This window comes from Streptomyces sp. NPDC044719, from assembly GCF_056433405.1.
Map to the genome: position 1 here is coordinate 124,996 of NZ_JBWKHE010000007.1, position 12,262 is coordinate 137,257.

At 72.2% G+C, this 12,262-nt stretch carries 9 protein-coding genes and 1 tRNA gene; 4 read left to right on the forward strand and 6 right to left on the reverse strand.

The window, feature by feature from the left end:
- The first annotated feature begins 36 nt into the window (after positions 1-36).
- The gene (gene rlmB, locus AC07DF_RS27210; protein WP_478976625.1) at positions 37-972 is read left to right on the forward strand and encodes a 23S rRNA (guanosine(2251)-2'-O)-methyltransferase RlmB; all 936 of its coding nucleotides are present in this window, start codon (positions 37-39) and stop codon (positions 970-972) included.
- Between the two features lie 129 nt (positions 973-1,101).
- Complete coding sequence (locus AC07DF_RS27215; RefSeq protein WP_478976628.1) at positions 1,102-2,790, forward strand: DoxX family protein; 1,689 nt, start codon at positions 1,102-1,104, stop codon at positions 2,788-2,790.
- 82 nt (positions 2,791-2,872) lie between these two features.
- Here the strand turns inward: AC07DF_RS27215 and AC07DF_RS27220 are convergent, their stop codons facing one another.
- From AC07DF_RS27220 to AC07DF_RS27230, 3 genes are all read right to left on the reverse strand, one after another.
- On the reverse strand, positions 2,873-3,604 hold the full coding sequence (locus tag AC07DF_RS27220) for a nucleotidyltransferase family protein (protein WP_478976631.1): 732 nt from the start codon (positions 3,602-3,604) through the stop codon (positions 2,873-2,875).
- A 101-nt stretch (positions 3,605-3,705) separates the two neighbouring features.
- Positions 3,706-4,161 (reverse strand): hypothetical protein, encoded by a 456-nt coding sequence (locus AC07DF_RS27225; protein ID WP_478976634.1) that lies wholly within the window; start codon positions 4,159-4,161, stop codon positions 3,706-3,708.
- A 219-nt stretch (positions 4,162-4,380) separates the two neighbouring features.
- Positions 4,381-5,463 carry an ABC transporter ATP-binding protein gene (locus tag AC07DF_RS27230; protein WP_478976637.1) on the reverse strand — a complete coding sequence of 361 codons (1,083 nt, stop codon included), beginning with the start codon at positions 5,461-5,463 and terminating at the stop codon, positions 4,381-4,383.
- Between the two features lie 238 nt (positions 5,464-5,701).
- Between AC07DF_RS27230 and AC07DF_RS27235 the strand changes: the two genes are divergently transcribed.
- Positions 5,702-5,775 (forward strand) — tRNA-Thr (locus tag AC07DF_RS27235).
- Positions 5,776-5,777: 2 nt separating this feature from the next.
- Here the strand turns inward: AC07DF_RS27235 and AC07DF_RS27240 are convergent.
- Both AC07DF_RS27240 and AC07DF_RS27245 read right to left on the reverse strand, forming a co-directional pair.
- Positions 5,778-6,881, reverse strand: a complete 1,104-nt coding sequence (locus AC07DF_RS27240) for a DUF4037 domain-containing protein (RefSeq protein WP_478976640.1) — start codon at positions 6,879-6,881, stop codon at positions 5,778-5,780.
- A gap of 3 nt (positions 6,882-6,884) precedes the next feature.
- A complete protein-coding gene (locus AC07DF_RS27245) occupies positions 6,885-7,781 on the reverse strand; it encodes an aminoglycoside phosphotransferase family protein (protein ID WP_478976643.1) in 897 nt (298 codons plus the stop codon).
- 156 nt (positions 7,782-7,937) lie between these two features.
- Here AC07DF_RS27245 and AC07DF_RS27250 point away from each other — a divergent pair, with 156 nt between their 5' ends.
- The gene (locus AC07DF_RS27250) at positions 7,938-11,186 is read left to right on the forward strand and encodes a Tat pathway signal protein (protein ID WP_478976646.1); all 3,249 of its coding nucleotides are present in this window, start codon (positions 7,938-7,940) and stop codon (positions 11,184-11,186) included.
- Positions 11,187-11,258: 72 nt separating this feature from the next.
- Here AC07DF_RS27250 and AC07DF_RS27255 read toward each other — a convergent pair whose 3' ends face one another.
- Complete coding sequence (locus AC07DF_RS27255) at positions 11,259-12,242, reverse strand: zinc-binding dehydrogenase (RefSeq protein WP_478976649.1); 984 nt, start codon at positions 12,240-12,242, stop codon at positions 11,259-11,261.
- Positions 12,243-12,262 lie beyond the last annotated feature (20 nt).

A 12,262-nucleotide genomic window follows, 5' to 3' on the forward strand; every position in this document is an offset into this window, starting at 1 on the left:
CGTACGTACGAACCACTTCACGGAGACGGGTAGCTCATGGCCGCGAACAACCGCCGCATGTCCGGCAAGAAGGGCGCGCAGGTCGGCAGTGGCGGCAAGCGGCGCCGGGGCCTGGAAGGCAAGGGGCCGACGCCGCCCGCCGAGGCGCGCAAGGGACACGCCAAGCAGCGCGCCGCCCAGGCCAAGTCGCGCCGCGCCCAGAGCCGCACCAAGGGCCCGCGCGCCAAGGGCACCTCGGAGCTGGTCGTCGGGCGCAACTCCGTCGTCGAGGCGCTGCGCGAGGGCGTGCCGGCCTCGACGCTGTACGTGCAGCAGTTCATCGACAGCGACGAGCGGGTGCGCGAGGCCCTGCAACTCGCCGCCGAGCGCGGGGGCATCAACCTCATGGAGGCGCCGCGCCCCGAGCTCGACCGGATGACGAACGGGCTGAACCACCAGGGCCTGGTGCTCCAGGTCCCGCCGTACGAGTACGCCCACCCCGAGGACCTGGCCGCTGCCGCCGCCGACGAGGGCGAGGACCCGCTGATCGTCGCGCTCGACGGGGTGACCGACCCGCGCAACCTCGGCGCGGTCGTCCGGTCCGTCTCGGCCTTCGGCGGGCACGGCGTCGTCGTGCCCGAGCGCCGGGCCGCCGGGATGACGGCGGGTGCCTGGAAGACGTCCGCCGGCGCTGCCGCCCGTACGCCCGTCGCCCGCGCCACCAACCTGACGCGCACGCTGGAGCAGTACAAGAAGGCCGGCATCGTGGTCGTCGGCCTGGCCGCCGACGGTGAGGTCGAACTCGGCGATCTCGAGGCCCTGGGCGGGCCCGTCGCCATCGTCGTCGGGAGCGAGGGCAAGGGACTGGGCCGGCTGGTCGGCGAGACGTGCGACTACCGGGTGCGGATCCCCATGCCGGGCGGCACCGAATCGCTCAACGCCGGTGTGGCGGCGGGGATCGTGCTGTACGAGGCGGCTCGCCGACGTCGCTGAACAGGCATCCGGAACTTCACCCGTACGGGGTAATTCGGGGGACGTCGGGGCGACAAGGACAAGCTTGACGGGGTCCGGACAGATCCGGCCCGGTCAAAGCAGTGTCCTATCGTGACGTCACTCGGTTAGATGAGTGTGGACACCAGAACACCCCGCACTCCCACGGGGGACCGCTCGTCGGGACTCGACGACGCTCCCGCGCTGAGCATGGTGAAGGTGCCGAGCGACCCGGCGCAGGTCATCGTCAATCACGCGTCTTTTCGCGTGCAGTTGGGCGTCTCGACGCGTCGCGTCCAGTCCCCACGGGTCGCACGGCACCTGACCGCCAGCGAGGACACCGCCCGCATCCCCGTCACCACCGCCGGGGGCCAGGCGGACGGGGCCACCGCCCGCCGCAGGCCCGTCGTCTGGAGCGGCAGATCCGCGCCCGACGACACCGGCGCCCACCGGCTCCTCCAGGCCGTACGGCACGAAAGCGTCCGCCACGCCGAGGAGCCCGCCGCCGACGCCGGCGCCACCCAGGTCATCGCCCGCCCGGGCACCGGCCACGGGAACACGGGCTACGGCGGCACCGGATACCCGGGCGACGGCTACGGCGCCGGATACGAGGACGACCTCGACCAGACGGTCGAGACCCCCGTCGTCGGCCCCCAGCGCACCCACTCCGACGGCACCCGGCTGCTGCCCCCCATGCGCACCGTCGGCAGCGCCTACGACGAACCCGCCTACGCGGAAGAGGACTTCGAGGACCTCACCGCCGGCGCGGACGAGACCGGGCGCACCCCCAGGCGCCACGCCGACGACCCGGCCCGGCACGCCTACTATCCGGGCCGCCGGATGAACCTCGGCGTCGTCCTGCTCCCGCTGCGTGTGTTCCTGGGCTTCATCTCCATCTACGCCGGCATGGGCAAGTTGTGCGACCCCGTCTACTTCGACGGCGGCAAGCGCGGCTCGATGGTCAAGTGGCTCAACACCCTGCACCCCTGGGAAGTCGCCGAGCCCCTGCGCCAGTTCGCCCTGCAGCACCCGGTCGGCTCCGGTCTTGTCATCGCCTTCGCTCAGGTCATCGTCGGTGTCCTGACGGTCCTGGGCTGCTGGCAGCGCGTCGCCGCCGCCTTCGGCGCCTTGCTCTCGGCCGCGCTGCTCGTCACCGTGAGCTGGAAGAGCGTCCCCGCCTACGAGACGCCCGACATCATCTACCTCGCCGCCTGGTCCCCGCTGATCATCGCCGGCGCCCCTGTCTACTCCGTCGACGGCCGGCTGGCCGGCAGCGCCTGGCGCCGCCTCGGGCCCCGCGCCGACATCTGGGACCTGCGCGGCTACGTGCTGCGCCGCGGCGCCCTCGTCACCGCCATCGCCACCGGATTCACCCTGCTCGTCGGCTCGCTGCTCGGCGGCGCCGTCCGCGACGCCGACCGGGTCGTCGTCCCCGGCCCCGGCGAGGCCCCGCGCAACGAGCTGCCGGGCTCCCCGCTCCCGGGCGAACCGGGCAAGCGGAAGGAGAAGAGGACCCCGTCGGCCTCCACGTCGCCCACCCAGGGCGCCACGGCCGGCTCGGCCAGCCCCACCGCGGGCACCACGACCCGGCCGGACGCCACCCGGGGCAGCGGCACCGTCACCGGCGGTTCGCCCAGCCAGACCCAGGGCAGCGCGGGCCAGGCCCCGCCCCGTCAGTCCTCCCCGGCCGACGAGGCGCCGAGCACGACCTCCGGGCCCACGTCCGGCGGCTCCGAGACGGGCGGCTCCGGCTCGACCGGCGGCACCGGCGACGGCTCCTCCTCGGGCCAGCCGGGCCTGGTGGGCGGCCTGCTGGGCTAGCGGCCCGACCGGCGCAGGAGAGACGAGAGGGGCCCCGCACCGTCACGGTGCGGGGCCCCTCTCGTCTCTCCTGGGCGCGTTCTCAACGACCCGTGGCGGCCAGTTCCTTCGCCGCCTCCGTCAGGTCCTTCGCCGTGTCGATGGCACGCCAGTAGGACCCCTGCGGGATCGTGAACCCGGCCAGTCGCTGCTCCCGGGCCAGGCGAGGGAACGTCGTACGCTCATGGTCGCCCCGCTGCGGCAGCAGCTCCGCGAACTCGGGGGAGAAGACATAGACACCCGCGTTGATCTCGAAGGTCGACGGCGGGGCCTCGATGAAGTCGGTGATGTGGCCGAAGCCGTCGGTCTTCACGGCGCCCCACGGCAGGCGGGGCCGGGCCAGGGCGAGCGTCGCGATCGCGTCCCGCTCGGTGTGGAAGTCGGCCATGTCACGCAGCGAGAACCGGGTCCAGATGTCGCCGTTCGTGGCGTACCAGGGCTGGTCCGGGTGGGGCAGGTGAGCCGCGGCGTACTTGAGGCCGCCGCCGCGGCCGAGGGGCTCCGACTCCACGACCGTGGTGACGGAGACGGGCAGCTCGGCCGTGTCCAGCCACTTCTGCAGCACATCGGCGAGGTGGCCGCAGGAGACCACCACGTCCGTCACGCCCTCCTCGGCGAGCCAGGACAGCTGATGGCCGATGATCGGTGTCCCCGTCCCGGGGATCTCGACCATCGGCTTGGGCCGGTCGTCGGTGTACGGACGCAGCCGGGAGCCCTGGCCGCCGGCCAGAACGACGGCTTGAACGGGGCGGGACGCGGCGCTCGGATCGCTCATGAGACCGAACTGTACGGGGCGTCCCGCCCGGGGGCTTCGGCGGACGAGGGGGTCCCGCGTCTGCCGCTATCGACTTCCCACCCGGTGGCAGGGCGGTGGGCTCAGCTGTGGGCGGCGGCGACGCCGGTGGCGAAGGCGGTGTCGCAGACCGGGCGGGCGAAGGACTGGGCGCGCGTCGGGCCGTAGACCCGGACGGCGGCCTGGCCGAGGGCGCGGGCGATGGACGCGCAGTGCCGGGCCAGCGACGGGCGGTCGTGCACGGCCTGCTGGAGGTGGGTGAGGGCGACGCCCGGATTCTCCTGCTGCAGCTCCGTCAGCAGCTTGTCGCGCAGGACGTCCTGCGGGGCGCGCTTGGCGGCACGTGCGGAGCCGGCGGACGTCGCGGTGTCCGCTGCGGTGAGCACCGGGTCGGAGGAGCCCCCCGACCAGTTGACTCGGCTCACCGCGAGGGTCCCGGAGAGCACCAGGACGACGGGCAGGACGAAAGCGAGGGTGCGGCCGATCCGGCGGGCGGGGCCCCGGCCGCGTCGCGTCTGTTGGGTAGTGGAGTGCTTCACGCGTGTGAGGGTAGCGCGGGGTAATGGTTTGTAGACATTTAGTCACCGGTTCGGGGGATGAGAGAGGGCCCTTTTTTGGGTAGGGCGTTGACGCACACTGCTCGAAACGTCCGGTCTGCCGGGGTATTTGTCGACAACGAGAAAGGCCCCGCAGCGCTCTGCGGGGCCTTCTTCGTCAACCTGGGTGAATTACCCGGGGTTGGGTGTTTGCGGTTGCCGTCAGTCGGACAGGCGGGCGCCGGTCGACGTCGAGAACACGTGGGTCTCGCCGGAGCGGGGCACGATGTGCAGCTGGCTGCCCTTCTCCGGGACGTCACGGCCGCTGACGCGGACGACGAGGTCCTTGGAGTCCTCGCCGACCTTCGCGGTGCCGTAGACGTAGGCGTCGGCGCCGAGCTCCTCGACGACGTTCACGGTGACCGCCAGGCCCTGCTCGGCGTCCGACACGTCGAAGTGCTCGGGGCGGACACCGACGGTGACGGTCTTGTCGGTGGCGGCGGCGATCGCGTCGCGCTGCACCGGCACGACCGACTTGCCGAACTTCACGCCGCCGTCGGTGATCGGCACCTCGACCAGGTTCATCGCGGGGGAGCCGATGAAGCCGGCCACGAAGAGGTTGGCGGGCTTGTCGTACATGTTGCGCGGGGTGTCGATCTGCTGGAGCAGACCGTCCTTGAGGACCGCCACGCGGTCGCCCATCGTCATGGCCTCGACCTGGTCGTGGGTGACGTAGACGGTGGTGATGCCGAGGCGGCGCTGCAGGCTCGCGATCTGCGTACGGGTGCTGACGCGGAGCTTGGCGTCCAGGTTGGACAGCGGCTCGTCCATGAGGAACACCTGCGGCTCACGCACGATGGCGCGGCCCATGGCGACACGCTGGCGCTGACCACCGGAGAGCGCCTTCGGCTTGCGGTCCAGGTAGTCGGTGAGGTCGAGGATCTTCGCGGCCTCCTCGACCTTCTGCCGGATCTCCGCCTTGTTGACGCCGGCGATCTTGAGCGCGAAGCCCATGTTGTCGGCGACGGTCATGTGCGGGTAGAGCGCGTAGTTCTGGAACACCATGGCGATGTCCCGGTCCTTCGGCGGCAGGTGGGTGACGTCGCGGTCGCCGATGCGGATGGCGCCGGCGTTGACGTCCTCGAGCCCCGCGAGCATGCGGAGCGAGGTGGACTTGCCGCAGCCGGACGGGCCGACGAGGACGAGGAACTCGCCGTCCTCGATGTCGATCTCCAGCGCGTCAACAGCGGGCTTTTCGGTGCCCGGGTAGATCCGGGTCGCCTTGTCGAACGAGACAGTGGCCATGATGAAAGAACCCCTTCTACCGGCAGGAACGTGCCGGACGATCCGAGTAGGAAGGCGGTGCCACGACGGTGATTCCGTTGTGGTGTAGTCCACGCGTGTGAACTGGCTCAGGACGGTACCTGGCGTTCACCTGGTCTGTCAGTACCTCCGGCCCTGTGAACTTCGCGGAAATTTTCGACGGGGCCCCTCGGGGACCTGGGTACACTGCTCGGGCACGTGCGGGTGCACACCCGTACGGGCCTCCTTAGCTCAGCTGGCCAGAGCAACGCACTTGTAATGCGTAGGTCGTCGGTTCGAATCCGACAGGGGGCTCTTCATCGCCCAGGCCGGGTCTCTCCGGGCCTGGGCTTCTTTCTGTTCTGGACGTCGCTCAGTGCGTCGGTGCTGTCCACCCACTGGTCGACGGCGCCGGTGTCCGGCAGTGTGCGCAGGTCCGGGTCCGTGATGCGGGCGCGCAGGGCCGCGGTGAAGCGTTCCGCGTGGAGGACCTGGAACGGGCGGCCGTGGTAGGGGCGGGGAGTGGGGTCGAGCGGGGGTGTCAGCGCGAGTGCGTTGTGGTGCGTGGCGAGGGCTTCGTAGGCCTGGGCGAGGTGGCGTTCGCGGGTGGGCCAGTCCCCGGCGGTGAGGGCCGCGGTCAGGGTGGGGGTGAGGACCGGGCCCTGGGGGGTCTCCGTGAAGGCGGTGCCCAGCCACTTGCTGTAGGGCGGGTAGCGGCGGTTCATCAGGAGGCACAGGCGCATCAGGTCGCGGACCAGGCGGGCGGTGACGACCGCGGAGCCGAGTTCGTCGCCCACCTCGCCGCAGCGGCCCACGAAGGCCTCCTCCTGGGAGACGCGTTTCCACTGGCAGGCCAGGACGTACAGCCAGACGTCGTGCGGGTACCAGCTCAGGGCCGCGCGGGTTGGGGTGAGCCGGTCGAGGTCGTCGTGGAAGACCGCGCCCGCGGTGGCCTCGGCCAGGCGCTGGGTGGGGGTGGCCAGCCAGTCCGTGGTGGTGATGTCCTCGGACGGGTCGAAGCCGAGCCGGGTGGTGAACCAGGTGCCCGGGTCCGTGATGTCGACGCGGTGGTGGACCGGGCCGTCGGTCCTGGTCATGACGCGGATGTCGGTGCCCGGGTCCTCGCCGGTGAGGGCGAAGTGGGTGGGGTGGCCGAGGAAGGTCTTCGGGAGGCGTCGGGAGAGCAGGGCCGTGAGGCGGGGGCCGTGGTCGCCGGTGTCCTGGGGGCGCAGGAACAACTGGAGGCGCGGTCCCCACTCGTGGTCGGCCGAGCGCGGGGTGTCGTAGCCGAGGACCTCGGAGCCGCTGCCGAGGCGGGCGGCGGAGTGGGGGATGCCGGGGAGGGCCTCGTCCAGGAGCGGGCGTACGGCTTCGGTGTAGAAGCGGCGGGAGAGTTCGAGGCCGGGGAGGAAGGGCCGCATCGGTCAGACGCCGTGGGTGCGGAGGCGGTGGGCGATTTCGAGTTGGTCGTTGTCGATGGGGCGGGCGTCCTCGATGTCCCACAGGGCGTTCTGGAGGAGGCGGCCGAGGGTCCAGGCCCGGGCTCGGGGGCGGTCCAGGGCGAGGATGTCGGTCATGGCGTCGAAGCGCCAGAGGATGTCGTCGGGGTCGAAGCGGTTGTCCAGGGCCGGCCACAGTTCGAAGCCGGGGTGGCCGGCCAGGGGTTTGGGGTCGATCGCCAGCCAGGGGGCGCGGTCGGACGCGAGGACGTTCTCGTCGTGGAGGTCCCAGTGCAGGAGCCGGTCGCCCGGTTCGTCGACGACCTCCCGTACGGCGGCCGCGCAGTCGGCGACCAGGCGGCGGGCCTCGGGGTCGGGGATGCGGTCGAGGGCCCACGGGGTCTGGTCGAGCATGGCCCGGGCGATGTCGCCGAGGCGGCGCAGGCCGGGCGGGGCGGGGAAGGCGGTGAGGTGGGCGAGGAGCTCCGCGATCGTGACGACGGCCTGGTGGGTGTCCGGCACGTGGGACAGCATGCGGGTCTCGTCGAGGCGCTCCAGCAGCATCGTGCCGGTGGGCTCGTCGTGGTCGAGGAGGCGGACCGCTCCGTCGCCGTTCCAGGCGCGCAGCGCCACCGGTTCGCCTTCGCTCTCCTCGTCGAGGATCTGGAGCTTGAGGACCGCGGGTGTGCCGTCGGCGCGGAGGACCGGGAGGACCAGGGCGGAGACGCCGTGCATCGGGGGGCCGTCGGGTTTCAGGTTCCAGTGGTCGAGGAAGCGGGTCGTCAGATCCGGCAGTGCGGTGATGAAGGCGCGACCCGCTTCGCCGTTGAACTTCTCCTGTGATGCCGCCAGTTCGCGAGGGATCTCGATCACTCTCGGCACGGTAGTGGGGGTGCGCCGGGCCGGTCACCTGAATTCGGCGGGCACCGTCCGTCGCCCGAACCGGCGTGTGCCGTGGGGCGCTCGATACTCATGGGCGCCGTGTCGTACCCATGTGCGAACATCTCGCCAACGACCAATGATCCAGGGGGGATTGTCATGCCGTACACCGACGCACCCGCGTCCCGAAGACCGAGACGGGCGCGGGCCTTCGCGTCCACTGCCGTCGTCTCGCTGTTCGCCTCACTGCTGAGCCTGACGGGGGCGGGCTCTGCCGAGGCCGACGACTCGGAGTGTGCGCCGCTCGCGCTCGCGGCGTTCGGGGACCCCGGTGACGCCGTCGGCAAGGCGACCGTCCCGGCCCAGAGCAGCGCCTGTTTCACCATGACGGCCACCGCGCCCGGTCTGCATCTGGTGACGCTGGAGGACAGCCAGAACAACGCCTACGCGCGACTGCTCGACGCGGACGGCGCCGAGGTCGACTGTTTCGACGAGGAGTACCGCTCCGAGGGCTGGTGCGAGGTCCCCGAGGCCGGTACGTACACCGTGAAGGTCGTCAACAGCGGCTGGGTCGACGACGAGAAGACCGAGCTCACCGTCGTCCCGCTCGGTTCGTCCACGCGTGGCTGCGGCGAGCCGGTCGGCACCGGCTGGGACCAGCCCGCGGTGATCCGGAACGCGGCGAGCCCGCTGGCGCTGGACTGCCAGGCCTTCGAGGGCCGGCCCGGAGAGCGGATCCGGCTGAAGCTGCAGCGCAAGGTGTACGGCGAGTCGGTCGCCTGGATCACCGACGAGACCGGTGACCGGATCTGCGAGCACTTCCCGGAGGACGGCGAGGACAGCTGCGTGCTGCCGGGCGACGGCCCCTACCGGGTGCTGTCGAGCGTTTCCCGCTCGGAGACCGGCTTCCCTGCCGCCTACGCGCTCCAGGTGCGCAGGCTGAACGACCCGCAGGGCTGCACGACCGCCTCCGTCCTGCCGTACGGCCCGCTGGAGCCGCAGGACTTCCGTACCGACCTCTGCTACACCTTCACCGCCGAGCGGGCCGGGCCCCACACCGTGCACGCCGTGGACGAGAACCGGTCGGCCGGGGCGGTCCGGGTCCACGACGCCGAGGGGCTGACCGTGTGCGACTCCGGCACCGACCCGTGCCGGATCCGCGCGGCGGGCACCTACACCGCTGTCCTGGACAGCTACCCCTTCGAGACCTCCCGGGACCGGCTGGTCGTGTTCGACCGGGCCTCCGACGCCGGCTGCGAGGAGATCGGGACCGGCCTGTACAAGGGCGAGCTGAGCACAGTCGGGCAGTACGACTGCCTGACGCTGCCCGTGCCGACGGGCGCCCGGATCGCCGCGCTCACCGCGAACTCCTCGGCCGGGCTGACCCCCGAGGTGGAGGTCCTGGACCGCGCGGGCACCCCGCAGTGCGACAGCGAGGCGCTGGGGGACGGTGACTGCGCGCTCTCCGGTGAGGCTCCGTTCCGCGCGCTGGTCCACACCGAGGACAGCGGCGACACGGCCACCGGCCCCTACGCGGTCGCCTTCCACCGCACCGACGCCGCCGAGGGCTGCGCCGCCCTGCCCGCGGGCAGTTTCGCCCCGGGCGGCGCGAAGGCCACGCTGACCACGGGCGGCGGCGTCTTCGCGCACTGCCTGAGCATCCCGGCCGACGCCCACTCGGACGCGGAGCTGCTTCAGCTGACCACGACCGCGGGGACCGCTCCGGCCGGCTTCTCGGTGCTGGACTCCGACGGCAAGCGCGTCTGCGACCGTTACGCCACCACCGACGGCTGGACGATCTGCTCCCTGACGCCGGGCAAGGCCCACACCGTGCTGGTGACGGGCCGGGACGAGGCCGCGACGTACAGCCTGACCCGGCGTGACGTCACGGCGAGCGCGTCCAGCGCCGGCTGTGCCGAGACCGCCGCGGTGAAGGTCGGCGGGGCGTCCCTGAAGAGCGCGTACGCGGCGCCGGGCACCATCAACTGCCACCAGGTGACCACGGCCGCGGCGACCGACGTCGTACACGTCGACGTGCGGGACGCGCTCGGTACCGCCAACAGTGCGGTGGTCGCCGGGGACGGCCGGGTGGAGTGCTCGTTCCGCAACGCGTCCTGCGCGGTGAGCGGTTCGACCACCCACCAGGTTCTCGTGCAGACGCCGGCCCACTTGAAGGCGGCTCCCGACTACCGCCTGGAGCGGCTGCGGATCGCGACCGCCGACGGGCCCGCCCCGGAGTGCGTGCGGGTGCCGTCCGTGGCGTTCGGATACGGGCCGGTCACCGGCACGCTGGACGAGTCGCGCACCGCCGTGTGCGCGGCGCTGCCCACCGCGGGATTCGACCGGTTCGGCACCGACATCAAGGACACGGCGGGCGCCGACGTCAAGGCGGTACCCGTTCTGTACGACACGTCCACCTGGAAGAACGGCTGCACGCGTTTCCTCCCGGAGGGCTACGACTGCGCCGTCCACAGCCCGTCCTCCGCGAGTACGCCGTCGCTGTTCCTGCTCGGGCTGCCGGAGAAGGCGTCGAAAACGGCCTACAGCGCCGAACTCATCTGCTCGTCCGCGCTGTGCGGCACGGAGAAGACGGATGTCACCGCCGTCAGCCCCGACACGGGCGCCACCGGCGGCAAGGTGAAGCTCACGGTCACCGGCACCGCGCTGGGGAAGGACGTCACGGTCCGGCTGAGCCAGGCCGGCAAGACGATCGAGGCGGAGGCGGACTCGGTCGCCGCCGACAACCGGTCGGTGACCGCGACCATGGACCTGACGGGCGCGGCGACCGGCGTCTGGAACGTCAGTGTGATCACACGCGGCTGGGAGTTCCAGCGCGGCACCTTCACCGTGTCGCCCCGGCCCGAGCTGGCGAACACCGCGGCACCGAAGGTGACCGGCACGCCCAAGGTGGGCGCCGAGGTCAGCGCGGCGCCGGGCACCTGGTCGGGGGCGCCGACCTCGTACACGTACCAGTGGAAGGCGGACGGATCAGCGATCGGCGGCGCCACGGCGGCGGCGTACCGGCTCCCCGCGGCGCAGGCCGGCAAGAAGATCAGCGTGACCGTGACGGCGGTCAAGGACGGCTGGCGGAGCGGGTCGGCGTCCTCGGCGGCGGTGACCGTGGCCAAGGGGGACGCGCCCAAGGGGGCCACCCTGCCCGTCATCAGCGGGACGGTGAAGGTCGGCAAGACGCTCAAGGCGTCCACGGGGACGTGGAGCCCGGCCGCGTCCTCGTACGGGTACCAGTGGTACGCGAACGGCACGGCGGTCAGCGGGGCGACGACGTCCTCGTTCGTCCTGAAGGCGGCGCAGCAGGGCAAGAAGATCACCGTGAAGGTGACGGCTCACCGCACGGGGCACAAGGACGGGTCGGCGGTGAGCGCGGCGACGAAGGCGGTCGCTCGCTGATCTGCCGGTGGCAGACCCCCTTTTGGAAGGCCCCGCTGTGAGCGGGGCCCTCTTCAGTGTCCGGTCAGGACGTCACGGCTCCAGGACCACCTTCCCCGTCGTGCCCCGGCTCTCCAGCGCCCGGTGGGCCGCCGCCGCCTCGCGGAGCGGGAAGCGCTGGACGGCCGGGGTGAGCCGGCCGGTGGCGGCCTCGGTGAGGGCGCGCAGTTCGAGGGTGCGCAGGGGGTCGGGGCCGCCGGCCTTTCCCAGCATCGCGGGGCCGAGGACCTGCTCGGAGACGCCGTCGACGAGGTAGGGCTCGCCGTCGAGGATGCCCTTGCCGGACCAGCCGAAGACGATGTGCTTGCCGCCGGGGCCGAGGAGGGCGACGGCCTCGCGGGCCACGTCCCCGCCGACGCCGTCGAAGACGACCGTCGCGCTCCGTCCGCCGAGGTGGGCGCGGACCTTCGCGGGCCAGGCCGGGTCCCGGTAGTCGACGGCGAGATCGGCACCGTTCGCCTGCACGCGGGCCACCTTCTCCGGCCCGCCCGCCAGGCCGATGACGGTCGCGCCGGCGTTCTTGGCGTACTGCACCAGAAGCGTGCCGATGCCTCCGGCGGCGGCCGGGACGACGGCCACCGAGCCGGGGCCGAGGTCGGCGAACTGGAGGATCCCCATCGCCGTACGGCCCGTGCCGATCATGGCGACGGCCTCGGCGAAGTCCAGGTTCTCCGGGACCTCATGCAGCCGTTCGACTGCGGTCACGGCCAGTTCGGCGTACCCGCCGGGGACGAAGCCGAGGTGGGCGACGACCCGCTTGCCGAGCCACAGGTCCGCGACGCCCTCGCCCAGGGACTCCACGATGCCGGCGACCTCGCGGCCGGGGACGGTGGGCAGGGGTGCCGGCTCGGCCACCGGTCCTCCGGGCATGCCCTCGCGCAGGGCGGCGTCCAGGAGGTGGACGCCCGCCGCCCGTACGGCGATCCGGACCTGTCCGGGGCCGGGCCGGGGGTCCGCGACCTGTTCGTAGGCGAGGTTCTCGGCCGGGCCGAAGGCGTGCAGGCGTATGGCGTGCATACGAGGCTCCTCGTGTCGTC

Excerpts from the sequence above, each read along its gene's own strand:
- AC07DF_RS27250 (WP_478976646.1), top strand. The coding sequence starts at position 7,938 with ATGCCGTACACCGACGCACCCGCGTCCCGAAGACCGAGACGGGCGCGG.
- AC07DF_RS27230 (WP_478976637.1), bottom strand. The coding sequence starts at position 5,463 with ATGGCCACTGTCTCGTTCGACAAGGCGACCCGGATCTACCCGGGCACC.
- rlmB (WP_478976625.1), top strand. The coding sequence starts at position 37 with ATGGCCGCGAACAACCGCCGCATGTCCGGCAAGAAGGGCGCGCAGGTC.
- AC07DF_RS27255 (WP_478976649.1), bottom strand. The coding sequence starts at position 12,242 with ATGCACGCCATACGCCTGCACGCCTTCGGCCCGGCCGAGAACCTCGCC.
- AC07DF_RS27220 (WP_478976631.1), bottom strand. The coding sequence starts at position 3,604 with ATGAGCGATCCGAGCGCCGCGTCCCGCCCCGTTCAAGCCGTCGTTCTG.
- AC07DF_RS27215 (WP_478976628.1), top strand. The coding sequence starts at position 1,102 with ATGAGTGTGGACACCAGAACACCCCGCACTCCCACGGGGGACCGCTCG.
- AC07DF_RS27240 (WP_478976640.1), bottom strand. The coding sequence starts at position 6,881 with ATGCGGCCCTTCCTCCCCGGCCTCGAACTCTCCCGCCGCTTCTACACC.